A 17,154-nucleotide genomic window follows, 5' to 3' on the forward strand; every position below is an offset into this window, starting at 1 on the left:
GCCGCGGGCCGGGGCCTCAGCCCGGCCGCGGGCCGGGGCCTCAGCTCGGCCGCGGGCCGGGGCCTCAGCCCGGTTGTGGGCCGGGGCCTCAGCCTGGCCGGTCCTGGGCCTGGTCTCGATCGGGGTCTGGGGCTCAGACCTGCCGGTCCTGCGCCTCGACCCCGCCCCGCGTCCGGCCCTCCGCCCCGCCCGCCCCCGGCCCTCAGCCCCGGTGGACCGCCCTGGCCACGCGCGGGCCCAGCCAGCGCTTGAGGCGGCGGAGGGGTTCCAGTTGTTCCGCCGCGCGGTCGAGGCGGTAGTAGAGCTGGGGCGGGATGTGCGGCAGGAGCGGGGAGTGGCGCTGGCCGAGCAGGGCGAACATCCGCGCCGGCTCCAGGCGCATGTAGCGGGGCAGGTTCTCGTACCACTGGGCGCTGTAGCGGGCCGCGCTCTGCGCCGACACCAGCTCCGCGCGGCGCCGCCGTCCGTACGCGGCGAGGGCCGTGCCCACCGGCACCGACGGGTCGCGCAGGGCGGCGGCGAGGGCGAGGGCGTCCTCCAGGGCCAGGGTGGTGCCCGCGCCGATCGAGTAGTGCGTGGTGTGGGCCGCGTCGCCGAGCAGTGCCGTGTTCCCGTGGTGCCAGACGCGGTTGGTGAGGGTGCGGAAGTGCAGCCACTGGGCCGGGGCGCCGCCGCCGTGCTGCTCGCGGCCGATCAGCGGCTCGCCGTCGAGGAGGTCGGAGAACAGCTTCTCGAGCAGGTTCAGGCTGTCGGCCTCGTTCAGCCGGTCGAGCCCCAGACCCGACCAGGTCTCCGGGCCGCACTCCACCACGCACGTCGACTGCTCGCCGCTGAACCCGTAGGCGTAGCACCAGATCCAGCCGTGCTCGGTCTCCTTGAAGGCGAAGCTGAAGGAGTCGAAGACCTTGGTGGTGCCCAGCCACACGTAGGGGTTGCGGCCGCTGGTGACCTCGGTGCCGAAGTGGTGCGCGTGCGCCTCGCGCAGCGCGCTGTTCACCCCGTCGGCGGCCACCACCAGGTCGGCGTCCGCGAGCTCCGGCGCGCCGGGGCCGGTGACGGCGTGCTCGTGCTCGACCCGTACGCCCAGCTCCCGGGCCCGGTCGGCGAGCAGCGCCAGCATCCGGCGGCGGCCGATGCCGAAGCCCGCGTCGCCGCGGTGGACGGTGCGCTCGTCGCGGACGATCGCCACGCCGTCGGTCCAGGTGACCGACGCGGCGGCGATCGCCTCCGCCGACTCCGGGTCACCCGCGCGCAGCTTGTCGAGGAGGCCGGCCCAGTAGGTGACGCCCCAGCCGTAGGTGGCGCCCTCCGGGTTCCGCTCGTACACGGTGATGTCGTGGGAGGGGTCCTGGCGCTTCATCAGGATCGAGAAGTAGAGGCCGCCGGGCCCGCCGCCGACGATGGTGATCTTCACGGGTGCTCCCACGAGGACATGACGCAGTGCCATGACGCAGTGCGCTGAGGTGGCAACGCACGGTAGCAGCGCGGGTGCGGCGAGGAGCGGAAAGCCGTGGCCGGTCCGCCCGCGCGGGTGACGCCCTCGACGGCCCCGCCGACGGCCTCCACCGATAGCTGTCTACCGACGTCCCCCGCCGATAGCCGTCTACCGACGATCCCCCGCCGACGCCCCGGCCCCTCCCGCTGACGCCCCGGCGACGGCCCCCGCCGACGCCCCCGCCGACGCCCCCGCCGACGGCCCGTCGGCGTCACGGCAGCAGGCGCTGTTCCTTCGCCACCGCCACCGCGCCCGCCCGCGTGTCGACGCCGAGCTTCGCGTAGATCCGGCCCAGGTGGGTCTTGACCGTGGCCTCGCTGATGAACAGGGCGCGGGCGATCTCCCGGTTGCCCAGGCCGCGCGCGAGCTGTCCGAGGATGTCGCGCTCCCGGTCGGTGAGGGACGGGCCCGCCGCGCCCCGCATCCGGTCCATCACCCGGCTGGCGACCGGCGGCGACAGCGTCGTACGGCCCTGCGCCGCCGAGTGGATCGCGGCGAACAACTCCTCCGGGCGCTCGGCCTTCAGGAGGTAGCCGGTGGCGCCCGCCTCGATGGCCCGGGTGATGTCCGCGTCCGTGTCGTACGTGGTGAGGACGAGGACGTGGACGCCGGTCGGCGCGATCCGCCGGGTCGCCTCCACGCCGTCGATGCCCGGACCGAGCTGCAGGTCCATCAGGACCACGTCCGGCCGCAGGTGGGAGGCCATCGCGACGGCCTCCTCGCCGCTGCCCGCCTCGCCCACCACCTCGATGTCCGGGGCGCTGCCGAGCAGCGCGAGCAGCCCGGCGCGGACCACCGCGTGGTCGTCGCAGAGCAGGATCCGTACGGGCGCGGCGGGCCCTCCGGGTGCTGCGGGCGTCGCGGGGGCGCTCACGGGCGTACCTCCAACGGGATCGCGGCCGAGAGCACGGTGCCCTCGCCCGGTGCGGACTCGATCGTCAGGGTGCCGCCCAGCTGCCGGGCGCGCACCCGCATCGCGGGCAGCCCGTGGCCGCGCACCCCGTCGTCCTCCCGTACGGCGGCCGGGTCGAAGCCGCGGCCGTCGTCGGCGACGTCGAGGACGACCTGGTCGTCCAGATAGGTCAGGGTGAGCGCGGCGGAGGCGGCCTCGGCGTGCTCGCGGATGTTGGCGAGGGCGCCCTGCGCGATCCGCAGCAGCGCCGACTGGACCCGGTCCGGCAGCGGCACCGCCGTCCCGTCGACCCGGAACACGGCCGACTCGCGGGCCGCGAGCCCGCGCAGCGCCTCCTCGAGGCCGCCGCCCTCGGCGAGGTCGGCCGGCGCCAGGTCGTGGACGAAGCGGCGGGCCTCGGCGAGGTTGCGTTCGGCGATCGACTCGGCCGTACGGACGTGGCGGCGGGCGGTCGACGGATCGGCGTCCCAGGTGCGGTCGGCGGCCTGGAGCAGCATCTGCTGGCTGGACAGGCCCTGCGCGAGGGTGTCGTGGATCTCCATGGACAGCCGCTGCCGCTCGGCCAGGGTGCCCTCGCGGCGCTCGATCGCGGCCAGCTCGCGGCGCGTGCGGATCAGGTCCTCGATGAGCGCGCGCTGCCGCTCGGCCTGCCGGTCGGCGTGCACGAAGACGGCGGTGGCGATGGCGGCGACGGCGGGCGGGGCGATCACCAGGTTGGGGTCGAAGCCGCCCTCCGACAGCTGCACCTGCGCGGCCACGACGAACACCGTCAGCAGGGCGACCAGGCCGAGCGCGGCGCGCGGCGGCAGCGTGCGCAGGCCCGTGTAGAACAGCGGCACCGCACACCACGCGAAGCTCGGCGCGAGCACGACGAGGACGGTCCAGACGGCGACGACCGTGCCCAGCCAGGCGATCCGGCGGGGTGTGGCACGGGTGCCGAGGACGGGACCGAGGAGGTAGAGGGACGCGAGGGCGCCCGAGAGCGCGACGATCCAGGGGCTGCGGTCCTCCCAGGGGTGGCGCAGCAGGAAGCGGGCGAGGGAGGCGCCGAGGAGGAGGAAGAACGCCACGTGCATGACCCGCGCCAGCCACCGGGCGTCGGGGTCCCGCCCGAGGCCCCCGGCCGGGTCCCGCCCGAGGCCCCCGGCTTCCGGGTCCAGCCCGGGACCGCCGGCCTCTGGGTCCAGCCCGGGACCGCCGGTGTTCGAGTCCCGCCCGAGGCCCCCGGCCTCCGGGTCCCGGTCCGGGGGCGTGGCCCGGTCGTCCGTCGTCCGGTCCATCGTTCACCTGCTTCGTGGCGTCGGCGGCCCTGGTGTGTCGCCGACCGTCTGACCTGGAGATACGTGTCCATCCTGGCCCAGGAGGACCAGGGCGGCATCAACCGATCGGCTGACGGCCCCGTCATCCGGTGCGCGCGCCGGACCGAGCCGGAACGTCGACCGGCGGGCCCCGTTCCCGGACGGAGGATCGATGCAGAGCGAACGGAACACCGTCCCGAACGACGGAACACCGTCCCGAACGACGGAGCACTGTTCCGCACCGCACCGCGAACACCGTCCCGCACCGCGAACACCGCCCGAACCGCGGCACACCGTCCCGAACGACGGAAACACGTCCCGAACCCCTGGAGCCCGCAATGCAGAAGAAGTTCCTCCTCGGCACCACCGCCGCCGTCGTCCTCGCGGCCGGCACCTTCGGCGCCGTCTCCGCCAACGCCTCCAACGCCTCCTCCGCCGCGCAGGCCGCCCCGGCCGCCGCCGCTGCCGCCAAGAAGGCCGACGCCGACCGCGACGACCTGCGCCAGGACACCCACCTGACGATCGAGGCCGCGACGAAGGCCGCGCAGGCCACCCTGAAGGCCGCCGAGAAGGAGAACCAGCGCGTCTCCGTCGCCGTCGTCGACCGCAACGGCAACACCATCGTGACCCTGCGCGGCGACGGCGCCGGCCCGCAGTCCTACGAGTCGGCCGAGCGCAAGGCGTACACCGCCGTCTCCTGGAACGCCCCGACCTCCGTCCTCGCCGGCCGCCTCGCCCAGGCTCCGAACCTGAAGGACATCCCCGGCACCCTCTTCCTGGGCGGCGGTGCCCCCGTCACCGCGAACGGCGCCCCGATCGCCGGCATCGGCGTGGCCGGCGCGCCCTCCGGCGACCTGGACGAGAAGTTCGCCCAGGCGGGCGTGGCGTCGCTGAACGACTGACGCCGACCGCCGACCGCCGACCGCCGGACCGCCCCACCGGCCCCGCCCCACCGGCCCCGATGGCGCCCGGACCCCCGCCGGGCGCCATCGGCACGGCGTACGCGGCGTATTCGGACGCGGCGTATTCGGACGCGGCGAATTCGGACGCGGCGTATTGGGACGCGGTGTATTCGTACGCGGTGTATTCGTACGCCTGTTTACGACAGCATCCGTATGTCTGCTTAGGATCGGTTCGTGAACACGCGCCGCCGCAGGACCGGAGCCCTGGCCCTCACCCTCACCCTCGCCCTGTTCGCCGCGGCCTGCACCGCCGGCGGCTCCGGTGGCGGGGTGCACGGAACGCCCGGCGCGGCCGGGCTGCGCGACCCGTACTTCCCCAAGCTCGGCAACGGCGGCTACGACGTGAGCCGTTACGCCCTCACGCTGTCCTACGACCCCGCCACCGGCCGCCTCGACGGCCGTGCCGAGATCACCGCGAAGGCCACCCAGGACCTCAGCGCCTTCAACCTGGACCTGGCCGGGCTCACCGTCCGCGGTGCCACCGTCGGCGGGGCGCCCGCCGCCGTCAACCGGGCCGGGAACGAGCTGACCGTGCGCCCGCGCGAGGACATCGACAAGGGCGCCGAGTTCCGGACCGTCGTCACCTACGACGGCGTGCCGGAGACCATCACCGACTCGGACGGCGCCGAGGAGGGCTGGCTGAAGACCGCCGACGGCGCGCTGGCGCTCGGCGAACCGACCGGCTCCATGGCCTGGTTCCCCGGCAACCACCACCCCTCCGACAAGGCCGTCTACGACATCACCGTCACCGTCCCGGCCGGGCTCAAGGCCCTCTCCAACGGGGTGCTCACCGCCGAGCGCAAGACCGCCGACGGCCGCACCACCTCGGTCTGGCACGCCGCCGACCCGATGGCGAGCTATCTCGCCACGCTCGCGATCGGGCGCTACGACACGAGCACCACGACCGCGCTCGGCAAGGTGCCCGTCCTCACCGCCGCCGATCCCGAGGTGGCGGCGCGGACAGCCGCGCTGCGGGCCAGGATCCCGGAGATCCTGGACTGGCAGACGGAGAACTTCGGGCCCTATCCGTTCGCCGCCGCCGGCGCGATCGTCGACCGCGACGACGACGTCGGCTACGCCCTGGAGACCCAGACCCGCCCGGTCTTCCCCGCAGGCTCCTTCGACACCACCACCGTCGTCCACGAACTGGCCCACCAGTGGTACGGCAACTCCGTGTCGCCCGCCACCTGGCAGGACATGTGGCTGAACGAGGGCTTCGCGACGTACGCGGAGTGGCTCTACAAGGAGGACTTCGAGGACGCCCCGGCGCAGCAGAGCTTCGAGAAGGCCTTCGCCAACGACGCCGCCTGGGCCTTCCCGCCGGCCGAACCGCCGGGCCCCGAGGACCTGTTCGGCGTGCCCGTCTACCAGCGCGGGGCGATGGTGCTGCACCGCATCCGCCAGACGGTCGGCGACGACACCTTCTACGAGATCCTCGCGGGCTGGCCGGCGAAGTACCGTCACGGCACCGCCGGCACCGAGGACTTCACGGAGTACGTGGAGTCGGTCGCGGACGAGGACCTGACCGGGCTGTGGGACGTGTGGCTGTACGGGGACGGGAAGCCCGCGGAGCCGACGGACTAGGAGGACACGGCGCTTCGCGTCCGCTCGCGGTGGTGCGTCAGTGCGAGGTTCCGCTCGCGGTGGTGCGTCAGCGCGAGGCTTCCGTTCGTGACGGTGCGGCAGCGCGGGACTTCGTTCGCGGTGGTGCGTCAGCGCGAGGCTTCCGTTCGCGGTGGTGCGTCAGGCCGGTGATCGGCCGGCGTCGGTGGCCGGAGGGCCTTGCGCAGGACGACGCAGGGACGGCCGTGGGCCAGGTCCGGGCGGCGCGCGATCTCCTCGTAGCCGAGCGAGGTCCAGAACGCGAGGCCGCGCGGGTTGTTCTCCAGGACGGCCAGGCGCAGTCCCGTACGGCCCTGGGAGCGGAAGCCCTCCTCGACGTGCGCGGCCAGGCGCCGGCCGTGTCCGGCGCGGTGTCCGGCGGCGTGGACCATCAGCAGACCGATCCACGGGTCGGGGTCGGCCGGGTCGGGGTGCCGGCCGAGGGTGACGGCGACGGCGACGAGGCGGCCGGCCGAGCGGGCGAGCAGCACCTCGGCGGTCGGCTGCGCCAACTCGTCGGCGAGGGCGGCGGCGACCTGTTCCGGCAGGATGCGGGCGGGGTCCGGGAAGTCGCCGCTGAGCTGCTGGAACTCCTCGTTCGACGCGTACAGCCCGGTGAGTTCGGTCAGCAGCGGACCGGGGATGTCGCGCGGGTCCCCGGCGGTCAGCGGTTCGACGATCACCCGCGCAAGCGTAGAGCCCCGGCGCACGACGCGCCGGGGCTCCAGGTCCTGTCCGGCGGATCATGGCCGGGGCCGCGAGGAGGCCCGCCGGACGGTCGCGTCCGTCAGATGTTGACGCCGAAGTCGCGGGCGATGCCCTCCAGGCCCGAGGCGTAGCCCTGGCCCACCGCGCGGAACTTCCACTCCGCGCCGTTGCGGTACAGCTCGCCGAAGACCATCGCGGTCTCGACGGCGGCGTCCTCCGACAGGTCGTAGCGGGCGATCTCGGCGCCGCCGGCCTGGTTGACGATGCGGATGTAGGCATTGCGGACCTGGCCGAAGTTCTGCGAGCGGTTGACCGCGTCGTAGATGGAGACCGGGAAGACGATCTTGTCGACGCCGGCCGGGAGGCCCGCCAGGTTGACGTTGATCTGCTCGTCGTCGCCGCCGCCCTCGCCGGTGCGGTTGTCACCGGTGTGGACGATGGTCTGGTCCGGCGTGGACTTGTTGTTGAAGAAGACGAAGTGGCCGTCGGAGACGACCTTGCCGGCGGCGTCCACGCCGATGGCCGACGCGTCGAGGTCGAAGTCCGTGCCCGTGGTCGTACGGACGTCCCAGCCCAGGCCCACGGTGACGGCGGTGAGGCCAGGGGCCTCCTTGGTCAGGGAGACGTTGCCGCCCTTGGAGAGGCTTACAGCCATGGGATGTCCCTTCATCGTGATGTGTTCGCACCCAATAACGCGCACGGCGCCGCTGTGGTTCCAGCGCGCCTTCCCGGGCGCCTTCCCAGGCGCCTTCCTGGCCGGATGCCGTGCGGGTGCAGTGCGGGTCCCGTGCGGTTCCCGTGCGAAAACAGGGTGACGCACGACCGGCCCGGCGGGGAACATGGAAGGCATGTCCGGTCCCTATCCGATCCGCGGCTCCGTCTCGCTTCCCGAGGCCGAGCTCATGTGGCGTTTCTCGCGGTCGTCCGGGCCGGGCGGCCAGCACGTCAACACCAGCGACTCGCAGGTGGAGCTCCGCTTCGACCTGGCGGCGACCGAGGCCCTGCCGGAGGTGTGGAAGGCGCGGGCCCTGGAGCGGCTCGCCGCGCGCCTCGTGGACGGCGTCCTCACCGTCCGCGCCTCCGAGCACCGTTCCCAGTGGCGCAACCGCGAGACGGCCGCCGTCCGGCTCGCCGCGCTCCTCGCGGAGGCCACGGCGCCGCCGCCGAAGCCGCGCCGCCCGACGCGGATCCCGCGCGGCATCAACGAGCGGCGGCTGCGGGAGAAGAAGCAGCGCGCGGAGACCAAGCGCGGCCGACAGGGCCGCGACTGGGGCTGAGCCCGAGCCCCCGGCACCGGCTGCCCGACCGCCGGCGCCGCGCCGCGCCGCGCACCCCGGCTTCCGGGATCCCGCCCGGAGTCCGGTGACCACTGCCACCCCGGCGTCCGGTGACCACTGCCACCCCGTCGGCGTCCGGCGGCCACTGCCACCCCGTCGGTGTCCGGTGGCCACTGCCACCCCGTCGGTGTCCGGTGGCCACTGCCACCCCAGCGTCGGTGGCCACCGCTACCCCGGAATCCGGCGGCCACTGCTACCCCAGCGTCCGGTACCTGCCCCGGAAGTACGTCAGTGGCCCGCCCTCCGCCGACGGCAGGCGGGTGTCGAGGACGCGGCCGATGACGAGGGTGTGGTCGCCCGCCAGGACGCGGTTCTCCGTGCGGCATTCGAGGGTCGCGAGCGCGCCGCCCATCAGCGGGGCGCCGCTGTGCGTGCCGCGCGTGTAGGGGAGGTCGGCGAAGAGCAGGCGGTCGCTCACCCGGCCCTTCATCGCGAAGCGGCCGGCGACGTGCCGCTGGCTTTCGGCGAGCACCGAGACCGCCCACACCGGGACGTCGGCGAGCAGGTCGTCCATGCGCGAGCCGTTGCGCAGGCTGACCATGACCAGCGGCGGGTCGAGGGAGACGGAGAGGAAGGCGGTGGCCGTCATGCCGACGTCCTCGCCGTGCGGGCCGTCGTCCGGGTCATGGGCCGTCACCAGCACCACACCCGCCGCGAGGCGGGACATGGCGGCCTTGAACGCGTCGTTGCTCACCCCCTCAGCATGAGGGATGGCCAGGTCGACGGCGGTGGTCCCCGAGACGGGCGTCTTCTGCAGCACGCTCGCACGCTAGTCCGCGCCCCGCCCCGCGGGCATCGGGCGTCGGAACCACCCGGCTTCCCTCGTGGGTCCTAGGACCCGTGGGGACGGGCCGCGGAACCCGGCCGGGGCACGCCGCCGCCCGGCGTGCCCCGGAAGGGCTTTTCCGCGGCGGGGCCTCAAGCCCCATCGGGGCTTGTGACTTGAGTCACAGACAGCAGTATTTGCTGACCCTGTGTACCGGGTGCACAGCTCGCTGTGATTCAGTGGCGGGGACAGTGCACCACGAAGCCGATGAAGCCGATGAGAACCCAGGAGTCAGCTGTCGAGGTCTCGGGGAGAGCGAGCGATGGAGACCGAGTCGGAGCCGTACGTCCGTCTTGCGACCCTGCGGCAGCTGCATCAGGTCGTGGCGGACCTCAACACCGCCCGCAGCCTGGCGGACACCGTACAGGCCGTCGCCGACGGCATCGTCGCGGGCCTCAACTACGAGCTGGCCTGCGTCAACCTCGTGCGCCCCGACGGTGACCTGATCGTCTCCGCCTTCGCCGGCAGCCCCGCCGCCGAGGCCCTGATCACCGGCCGGGTCGGCTCCCGCGCCTCGTGGGACCGCCGCCTGTCCATGGGGCAGGCCTGGGGTGACCTGCGCTTCATACCGCACACCGAGGGCTGGGTGCTCATCGAGGACGACGTGCCGCAGTGGCACACCGAGGGCCCCGCGCCGCGCTTCGAGGACGAGTGGCACCCGCACGACCGGCTCTACGCGCCGATGTACTCGCCCGGCGCCCGCTCCGCCCACGGCGGAGGCCCGGGCTCCGGCCGCGAACTGCTCGGCGTGATCTCCGTCGACCGCCCGCGCAACGGCCGCCACCCCGGCCCCTGGGGCCGCGAGGCCCTCCAGATGTACGCCTCCCAGGCCGCCATCGCGATCAGCAACGCCCGCCTCCGCTCCAACATGCAGCGCGCCCTCGTCCGCCTGGAACGCGAGCAGCAGGCGCTGCGCGCCAGCGAGGAATCCTTCCGGCAGGCCTTCGAGTACGCGCCCTCCGGCATGGCCATCGCCGAGATGGGCGGCGACCAGCACGGCCGGCTCCTCCGCACCAACGACGCCCTGTGCCGGCTGCTGGGCCGGCCCGCGTCCGTGATGCGCCGCTACTCCTTCGCCGACCTCGTCCACCCCGAGGACATAGGCACCCTGCTCCGCACCTCCGCCGAGGGCGGGCGCGCCGAGCTGCGCCTGAGCCGCCGCGACGGCACGTACGTCTGGGTGTCGCTGCGGAACTCGGTCGTCGCCGACACCGCCGACGGCCCCCGCTTCCTCCTCACCCACGTCGAGGACATCGAGGAGCGCAAGCGGCACGAGCTCCAGCTCGCCCACCGCGCCTCGCACGACGCCCTCACGGGCCTCCCCAACAGCGCAGAGCTGCGCTCCCGGCTCTCCGCCCGGATCTGCGAGCGCCCGTTCGCCGCCGCGACGGCGCGCGAGAACACACCCGGTCTCGAACCTCCGTACGAATACGAGTACGACTACGAGCACGAGCACGGCTTCGGCTTCTCGTCGGACGGCGGCGTCGCCGGGCCGTACGACCACCACGTGCACACGGTCGCGCCCACCGGCGGCGACGTCGACGACGGGACGAAGGGGCTCGCGGTTCTCTTCTGCGACCTGGACGGCTTCAAGTCGATCAACGACCGGTTCGGACACCACACCGGCGACGCCGTGCTCATCGAGGTCGCGCGCCGGCTGACCACGGGCGTGCGGGACGGGGACACGGTCGCGCGGCTCGGCGGCGACGAGTTCGTCGTGCTCGCCGACGGCCTCGGCGCGGCCGACGCGGCCGACCTCGCGGTCCGGCTGCGGAACGCGATCATCCCGCCGATCCGGGTGGACGGACGGGCGGTGCGGGTCGGGGCCAGTTTCGGCATCGGCTGGGCCGAGTGCGGCATGACCGTCGAAGAGGTCCTGAACAGCGCCGACCAGCGGATGTACGTGGAGAAGCGGTCCCGTTCGAAGGTGCACAGACGGGCGGGATAGGCGTCCCCCGGGTCGTGCCCCGGGCCCGGCCGCCCGGCCGCCGCGCGGGTTCGTTCACCGCTCGTCCACACATCGCCTGACCGTCGGCAGGGCCGTTCGAGGTAGGCTCGCCCGGTCGGCGACGGCTGGCGAGCAGTGGATAGGAGTGACCCGGATGGCTGCCGGTAACGACGGCACGAACACGCCCGAGGACGACGATCCGTTCGGCTACCTGTACGCGGACGGGCAGGCGGCGGGGGCCCAGCGGCCCCAGGGCGGCGGCTACGGCTACCCGGGTCCGGCGGCGCAGCCGGGCGTCCCGCGCACCTCGTACAACCAGGTCCGCACGGTCGGCGAGCGCCAGTACGGCGGCCACGCGCAGCAGCCGCAGGTCCCGCAGCAGCAGGCGTACGGCCAGCCGCACCCGCAGTACGCGGCGCCGGAGACGTACCCGGGCGGTGGCCAGCACCGCCCCGGCCCGCCGCAGCCCGCCCCGCGCGGCGGCCGCGGCCCCAACACCAAGGGCCTGCTGATCGGCGCCGTGGCGGTCGTCGCGGTGGTCGTGGCGGGCATCACGGCCGCCGTGATCACCAACAGCGGCGACAAGACGAACGGCGCGGGCGGCGGCACGTCCACGGGCGAGCCGGGCGGCCACGTCTCGGAGTCCCCGTCGGTGACGCCGAGCCAGTCCTCGCAGCCCCAGGCGCCGCTGCCCAAGCAGGACGCGGCGACGCTGAAGCTGGGCGGCTCGGCGGCGCTCGCGAGGGACATCAAGGGGGCGGAGGGCGCGGACGGCGCGTACGTGACCGGGTTCAACGCGATCGGCTCGTCGGTGACCTGGCAGGCGGACGTGCAGGTAGCCGGTGCGTACCGCCTCTACGTGCGGTACGCGATCCCGGCGAAGGACGCCAACGCCACGCTGACGGTCAACGACAAGGCCAACAGCAACCCGATAGGCCTGAAGAACTTCATCTCCTCGTCGGACCCGAACCTGGAGAAGAACTGGCAGACGACCTGGGCGCCGGTGGACCTCAAGCAGGGCACCAACACCATCAAGTTGTCCTGCGAGCAGGGCAACCAGTGTGACGCGCTCTTCGACTGGCTGGAGATCCGCGAGACGCCGCCCGGCGGGTGAGCGGACCGGACACACGGAAGCGGGGCCATGGGGCCCCGCTTCCGTCGTGTCCGGCAGGTGTCAGGCCGCCGTCGCCCCCGCCCTCACCGCGATGCGGGGGAGCAGGGCCTCGTAGGCCGTTTCGTCGTATTCGCCGGCCACCGGGGACAGCACCGTCGCCGCCGAGAGGGCGACGGCGTGGGTGAGGCGGGTGGGCCAGTCGGCGCCGTCGACCAGGCCGGCGAGGAGTGCCGCGACGGCCGAGTCGCCGGCGCCCGTCGGGTTGCCCTGCACCGGCGCGGGCGGTGCGGCCTGCCACAGGCCGTCCGGGGTGGCGGCGAGGACGCCGTCGGGGCCGAGGGAGGTGACGACGGCGTGGGCGCCGCGACGGCGGGCGTCGCGGGTGGCGCGGTGCGGTTCGCGGGAGCCGGTGAGCTGGGCGAGTTCCGTCGCGTTGGGCTTGACGATGTCGGGGCGGGCGGCGATGCCGCGGCGCAGCGGTTCGCCGCTGGTGTCGAGCAGGGCGGGGACGCCGGCGGCGCGGGCGAGCCGGACGAGTTCCGCGTAGGCGCCGACGTGGATGCCCGGCGGCAGGCTGCCGCACAGGGCCACGGCCCGGGCTCCGTCGAGGAGTTCGGTGAAGCGCGCGGTGAACGCGGCCCATTCGTCGGGGGTGATGACCGGGCCGGGCTCGTTGAGCTGGGTGGTGTCGCCGGTCGCGGCGTCGACGACGGCGACGGTGCGGCGGGTGGATCCGCCGATCGGGACCAGCGCGTCGTGGACCGGGCGGCCGGCGGTGGTGGTGGCGAGCAGGGCGCGGAGGGTCTCGCCGGTGGCGCCGCCCGCGAAGCCGGTGACGACGGTCTCGTGGCCGAGGGCGCCGAGCACCCGGGCGACGTTGAGGCCCTTGCCGCCGGGGCGTTCGATGACCTGGGTGACGCGGTGCGAGGCGTGCGGGACGAGGGCCGGGACGCGATAGGTGAGGTCCAGCGCCGTGTTGAGGGTGACCGTGAGGATCACCTGATCCACCCCCTGTCGTCTCGTGTCACCGCCGGTAGCGCCCTGATCATGCCAGGGAGACGGCGGTAGGCCCAGACCCCGGACCGACCGCCGTCCCGCAACGAGGGGGAAAATCAGCCCACTTGCGGATCGACCACCCATTCGCCCTTGCGCATCACGCCCTTGAGCTCGAAGTCCTCGTCGAGGACGACGAGGTCGGCGTCCTTGCCGGGCTCCAGGGAGCCGACCCGGTCGTAGACGCCGAGCAGCTTCGCGGGGTTGGCGGAGAGTGCCTGGACGGCGGACTCGACGGGCAGCCGGTCGACGGTGACCGCGCGCCGGAACGCCCGGTCGAGGGTGAGCGTCGAGCCGGCGATGGAGCCGCCCTCGACGAGCCGCGCGACGCTGTCCTTCACCTCGACCTCCAGCGGGCCGAGCATGTAGCGGCCGTCGCCGAAGCCGGCGGCGTCCATCGCGTCGGTGATGAAGGCGACGCGTTCCGCGCCGGCGTGGTGGAAGGCCAGTTCCAGGGCGGCCGGGTGGAGGTGGGTGCCGTCGTTGATGAGCTCGACGGTGACCCGCTCGTCCTCCAGGAGCGCGGCGATCGGGCCGGGCGCGCGGTGTCCGAGGGCGGGCATCGCGTTGAAGAGGTGGGTGGCGACGGTGGCGCCCGCGTCGATGGCGTCGCGCGTCTGCTCGTACGTGGCGTCGGTGTGCCCGACGGCGGCGATCACGCCGTGTTCGGCGAGCAGCCGTACGGAGTCGAGGCCGCCGGGCAGCTCGGTGGCGAGGGTGACCATGCGGGCCTGGCCGCGCGCGGCGTCGATCAGCTTGCGCACCTCGGCGGGCTCGGGGTCGCGCAGCAGCGTCTCGTCGTGGGCGCCCTTGCGGCAGGGCGAGATGAACGGGCCCTCGAAGTGGATGCCGGCGATGTCGCCCTGCTCGGCGAGCTCGGAGAGCAGGCCGGCGCGCTGGGTGAGGAAGTCCATCTCGCCGGTGACGAAGGAGGCGACGACGGTGGTCGTGCCGTGCTGCCGGTGGGTGCGGACGCCGGTGAGGACGTCGTCGACGGTGCCGGAGGTGAAGGAGGCGCCGCCGCCGCCGTGGTTGTGGAGGTCGACGAAGCCGGGCACCAGCCAGTGACCGCTGAGGTCGAGGGTGGCGGCGTCCTGGTGGGCGGCTCCGGCGATGCGGCCGTTCTCGACGATCACTCGTCCGTTCTCGACGATCCCGGTCGGCAGCACCACGCGGGCCCCCGCGAGAACTGTGGAAACGGCCATCAGGCGGATACCTCCGAGTCGGTGGGGCGGTCGAGGGTGCTGCTGAGGGTGCTGTCGGTCGCGTGGGCGAGCAGGTCCCAGGCCAGGAGGCCCGCGCCCAGACATCCGGCGGTGTCCCCGAGCGCCGCCGGGACGACGGCGGGCAGCTTCTGGAAGGTGACGCGCTGCTCCACGGCGGCCCGAAGGGGTGTGAACAAGGTTTCCCCCGCCTCGGCGAGACCGCCACCGATGATGAGCGTGCGGGGGTCCAGCAGGGTGAGGGCGGTGACCAGGCCGTCCGCGAGGGCGTCGACGGCGTCCTGCCACACCCGTACGGCCGCGGGGTCGCCGGACTCGACGGCCTTGGCACAGTCGGCGGCGTCCGCCTCGGGGTCGCCGGAGGCCTCGGCCCAGGCGACCGAGACGGCGGAGGCGGAGGCGTACCGTTCCAGGCAGCCGCGCTGGCCGCAGCCGCACTCCGTGCCGCCCGGGCGGACGACGATGTGGCCGATCTCGCCGGCGTAGCCGTGGGCGCCGGCCTCGATCTCGCCGCCGATGCCGATGGCGCCCGCGATGCCGGTGCCGAGCGGCACGAAGAGGAAGCGGTCGGCGCCGTTGCCGGCCCCGATCCGGCCCTCGGCGAGGCCGCCGGTGCGCACGTCGTGGCCGAGGGCGACGGGGATGCCGCCGAGGCGCTCGCTGAGCAGCGCGCGCATCGGGACGTCGCGCCAGCCGAGGTTGGCGGCGTAGACGGCGATGCCGTTCGTGGCGTCGACGATTCCGGGTACGGCGACTCCGGCGGCCGCGGCGGGCTCGCCGTAGCGTTCCTGGCCGAGGGCGCGCAGCTCGGCGGCGAAGCCGAGGATCGTCTCGACGACGGCCTCGGGTCCGCGCTCGCGGCCGGTGGCGCGGCGGGCCTCGTGGAGCAGGGTGCCGTCCGCCCCGACGAGGGCGGCCTTCATGCCGGTGCCGCCCACATCGAGGGCGATGACGTGTCTCACGGGGAACAGTCTCGCGCGTGGGCACCCGAAAGGTCTAGTCCACTGTGGAGATTGTTGCCGTCGGATACAAAATCACCCGGGCGGCCCAGGTCCGAGGTCGGCGGGGCGGGGGCCGTGTGGAGCGTTTTGGTCCAGACCAGATGCCGAAAATGAAAGCTAACCGCCGGGTAGTGTCGGACCCGACGGAGCGATCCCTTCCGTATGGGGCGGTGCGTTGCCGAAGCGATATGTGAGTGGTGTAGACCTCCGTCGCCGGCCGGGTGGAAACTTGCGGCCGACGGTGATCTCGACGAAGAGCAAAGGGTGGGTTACGGCTGTGCAGCGGCGACGATTCCTGGGACTGGCCGCGGCGGCCACCACACTCGGACTGACCGCCGGCCTCTCCGGCTGCGGCAGCCTCGGCGGCGACGGCGGCGACGTGACCCTCACGCTGGTGGCCGCCGACTACGACCTCACCGGCGGCGACACCACGAAGAAGTACTGGGACGGCCTGGTCGCCGCCTTCCAGGCGAAGAACCCCGGCATCAGGATCCAGGTCCGCGTCGAGCCCTGGACCGACATCGACCGCAAGGTCGCCGAGCTCGTCAAGGCCGGCGAGGCCCCCGACATCGCACAGATCGGCGCCTACGCCGACTACGCGGCCGCCGGCCAGCTCTACTCCGCCGACGAACTGCTCTCCATACCCGTCCAGGCCAACTTCCTGGCCCCGCTCGTCGACGCCGGCGAGTACAAGCGCACCCAGTACGGCCTGCCCTTCGTCGCCTCCACCCGGCTGCTCTTCTACAACAAGGAACTCTTCGAGAAGGCCGGCGTCGACGCACCGCCCACCACCTGGGACGAACTCGCCGCCGCCGCGGAGAAGCTCGACAAGAAGGGCGTCACCTATCCCTTCGCGCTGCCGCTCGGCCCCGAGGAGGCCCAGGCCGAGACGATGCTGTGGCTGCTGAGCGGTGGCGGCGGCTACACCGACACCGTCGGCCGCTACGACCTCGACTCCCAGGCCAACATCCGCACCTTCGGCTGGCTGCGCGACAACCTCGTGGCCAAGGGCCTCACCGGCCCCGTCGCCCCCGGCAAGCTCGACCGCAAGTCGGCCTTCGCGGCCTTCGCGAGCGGCAAGGTCGGCATGCTCAACGGCCACCCGTCCCTCATGCGGCAGGCCGAGAAGAACGGCGTGACGTTCGGCAAGGTCGCGGTCCCCGGCTTCGACGGCCGCGAGCACGCCTCCATGGGCGTCGCCGACTGGATCATGGGCTTCAAGCAGAACGGCCACCGCAAGGAGATCGGGACCTTCCTCGACTTCGTCTTCGACGACGAGAACGTGCTGAAGTTCGCCGGGGAGTACGACATGCTGCCCGTCACCGTCACCGCCTCCGCGGCCATGCAGGCCGACCCGAAGGCCGCCCACCTCCGCGAGTTCCTGCGGACGCTGCCGGACTCCCAGCTGCCGCCCGTCGGCAAGACCTCCTGGGCGCAGGTCAGCAGCAGCGTGAAGAAGGAGATCGGCAAGGCCGTCGAGCCCGGCGCCAGGCCCGGCGACATCCTCGGCCGGCTGGCCCGCCAGGCGACGGCGGCCGAGAGCGCGGAGTGACCGGCGCGGCATAAGTTGGTCTGTATGACCAGTGACATCGGGGAGCCGGGGCGCGCCGCCGAAGACCCGCCGCGGTCCGCCCCCGGCGAGCGGGAGCGGACCGAGCCCGGGGAGCGGACCGA

15 protein-coding genes are annotated in these 17,154 nt (G+C 73.6%); 6 read left to right on the forward strand and 9 right to left on the reverse strand.

The features are described 5' to 3' along the window. Positions 1–202: 202 nt before the first annotated feature. From ESG85_RS33725 to ESG85_RS33735, 3 genes are all read right to left on the reverse strand, one after another. Complete coding sequence (locus ESG85_RS33725; RefSeq protein WP_246095547.1) at positions 203–1,414, reverse strand: FAD-dependent monooxygenase; 1,212 nt, start codon at positions 1,412–1,414, stop codon at positions 203–205. Between the two features lie 292 nt (positions 1,415–1,706). Then, complete coding sequence (locus tag ESG85_RS33730) at positions 1,707–2,369, reverse strand: response regulator (RefSeq protein ID WP_128984986.1); 663 nt, start codon at positions 2,367–2,369, stop codon at positions 1,707–1,709. Continuing rightward, entirely contained in the window at positions 2,366–3,484 is a 1,119-nt protein-coding gene (locus ESG85_RS33735; protein ID WP_128985045.1) for a sensor histidine kinase, read from the reverse strand. The genes ESG85_RS33730 and ESG85_RS33735 overlap by 4 nt, the downstream gene beginning before the upstream one ends. 560 nt (positions 3,485–4,044) lie before the next feature. Between ESG85_RS33735 and ESG85_RS33740 the strand changes: the two genes are divergently transcribed. Together ESG85_RS33740 and ESG85_RS33745 are read left to right on the forward strand one after the other, a co-directional pair. Then, positions 4,045–4,608 (forward strand): GlcG/HbpS family heme-binding protein, encoded by a 564-nt coding sequence (locus ESG85_RS33740; protein WP_128984987.1) that lies wholly within the window; start codon positions 4,045–4,047, stop codon positions 4,606–4,608. Between the two features lie 234 nt (positions 4,609–4,842). Beyond that, positions 4,843–6,252 carry a M1 family metallopeptidase gene (locus tag ESG85_RS33745; RefSeq protein ID WP_128984988.1) on the forward strand — a complete coding sequence of 470 codons (1,410 nt, stop codon included), beginning with the start codon at positions 4,843–4,845 and terminating at the stop codon, positions 6,250–6,252. Positions 6,253–6,380: 128 nt separating this feature from the next. Here the strand turns inward: ESG85_RS33745 and ESG85_RS33750 are convergent, their stop codons facing one another. Next, the gene (locus ESG85_RS33750) at positions 6,381–6,953 is read right to left on the reverse strand and encodes a GNAT family N-acetyltransferase (RefSeq protein ID WP_128984989.1); all 573 of its coding nucleotides are present in this window, start codon (positions 6,951–6,953) and stop codon (positions 6,381–6,383) included. A 104-nt stretch (positions 6,954–7,057) separates the two neighbouring features. After that, on the reverse strand, positions 7,058–7,633 hold the full coding sequence (locus tag ESG85_RS33755; RefSeq protein WP_128984990.1) for a TerD family protein: 576 nt from the start codon (positions 7,631–7,633) through the stop codon (positions 7,058–7,060). A gap of 184 nt (positions 7,634–7,817) precedes the next feature. Between ESG85_RS33755 and arfB the strand changes: the two genes are divergently transcribed. Continuing rightward, complete coding sequence (arfB, locus tag ESG85_RS33760; RefSeq protein WP_128984991.1) at positions 7,818–8,255, forward strand: alternative ribosome rescue aminoacyl-tRNA hydrolase ArfB; 438 nt, start codon at positions 7,818–7,820, stop codon at positions 8,253–8,255. 253 nt (positions 8,256–8,508) lie between these two features. Here arfB and ESG85_RS33765 read toward each other — a convergent pair whose 3' ends face one another. Continuing rightward, positions 8,509–9,075 carry a flavin reductase family protein gene (locus ESG85_RS33765; protein ID WP_246095548.1) on the reverse strand — a complete coding sequence of 189 codons (567 nt, stop codon included), beginning with the start codon at positions 9,073–9,075 and terminating at the stop codon, positions 8,509–8,511. A gap of 328 nt (positions 9,076–9,403) precedes the next feature. Here ESG85_RS33765 and cdgB point away from each other — a divergent pair, with 328 nt between their 5' ends. Both cdgB and ESG85_RS33775 read left to right on the forward strand, forming a co-directional pair. Then, positions 9,404–11,089 carry a diguanylate cyclase CdgB gene (gene cdgB / locus ESG85_RS33770; RefSeq protein ID WP_128984992.1) on the forward strand — a complete coding sequence of 562 codons (1,686 nt, stop codon included), beginning with the start codon at positions 9,404–9,406 and terminating at the stop codon, positions 11,087–11,089. 154 nt (positions 11,090–11,243) lie between these two features. Next, on the forward strand, positions 11,244–12,203 hold the full coding sequence (locus ESG85_RS33775; protein ID WP_128984993.1) for a CBM35 domain-containing protein: 960 nt from the start codon (positions 11,244–11,246) through the stop codon (positions 12,201–12,203). Positions 12,204–12,263: 60 nt separating this feature from the next. Here ESG85_RS33775 and ESG85_RS33780 read toward each other — a convergent pair whose 3' ends face one another. From ESG85_RS33780 to ESG85_RS33790, 3 genes are all read right to left on the reverse strand, one after another. Continuing rightward, the gene (locus ESG85_RS33780; protein WP_128984994.1) at positions 12,264–13,202 is read right to left on the reverse strand and encodes a 1-phosphofructokinase family hexose kinase; all 939 of its coding nucleotides are present in this window, start codon (positions 13,200–13,202) and stop codon (positions 12,264–12,266) included. Positions 13,203–13,315: 113 nt separating this feature from the next. Further along, the gene (nagA, locus tag ESG85_RS33785; RefSeq protein ID WP_128984995.1) at positions 13,316–14,461 is read right to left on the reverse strand and encodes an N-acetylglucosamine-6-phosphate deacetylase; all 1,146 of its coding nucleotides are present in this window, start codon (positions 14,459–14,461) and stop codon (positions 13,316–13,318) included. Then, the gene (locus ESG85_RS33790) at positions 14,461–15,441 is read right to left on the reverse strand and encodes an ROK family protein (protein WP_128984996.1); all 981 of its coding nucleotides are present in this window, start codon (positions 15,439–15,441) and stop codon (positions 14,461–14,463) included. The genes nagA and ESG85_RS33790 overlap by 1 nt, the downstream gene beginning before the upstream one ends. Before the next feature lie 316 nt (positions 15,442–15,757). On the opposite strand from ESG85_RS33790, the gene ESG85_RS33795 reads away from it, so the two are divergent. Continuing rightward, on the forward strand, positions 15,758–17,032 hold the full coding sequence (locus ESG85_RS33795) for an ABC transporter substrate-binding protein (RefSeq protein WP_246095549.1): 1,275 nt from the start codon (positions 15,758–15,760) through the stop codon (positions 17,030–17,032). The last annotated feature ends 122 nt before the right edge of the window (positions 17,033–17,154 follow it).

Source organism: Streptomyces roseicoloratus (assembly GCF_004117935.1).
Taxonomy (GTDB): Bacteria; Actinomycetota; Actinomycetes; order Streptomycetales; family Streptomycetaceae; genus Streptomyces; species Streptomyces roseicoloratus.

What these genes read in the sequence shown, in the direction of transcription:
- cdgB (WP_128984992.1), top strand. Translation starts at nt 9,404, where the DNA reads ATGGAGACCGAGTCGGAGCCGTACGTCCGTCTTGCGACCCTGCGGCAG.
- nagA (WP_128984995.1), bottom strand. Translation starts at nt 14,461, where the DNA reads ATGGCCGTTTCCACAGTTCTCGCGGGGGCCCGCGTGGTGCTGCCGACC.
- ESG85_RS33735 (WP_128985045.1), bottom strand. Translation starts at nt 3,484, where the DNA reads ATGCACGTGGCGTTCTTCCTCCTCCTCGGCGCCTCCCTCGCCCGCTTC.
- ESG85_RS33775 (WP_128984993.1), top strand. Translation starts at nt 11,244, where the DNA reads ATGGCTGCCGGTAACGACGGCACGAACACGCCCGAGGACGACGATCCG.
- arfB (WP_128984991.1), top strand. Translation starts at nt 7,818, where the DNA reads ATGGAAGGCATGTCCGGTCCCTATCCGATCCGCGGCTCCGTCTCGCTT.
- ESG85_RS33740 (WP_128984987.1), top strand. Translation starts at nt 4,045, where the DNA reads ATGCAGAAGAAGTTCCTCCTCGGCACCACCGCCGCCGTCGTCCTCGCG.
- ESG85_RS33755 (WP_128984990.1), bottom strand. Translation starts at nt 7,633, where the DNA reads ATGGCTGTAAGCCTCTCCAAGGGCGGCAACGTCTCCCTGACCAAGGAG.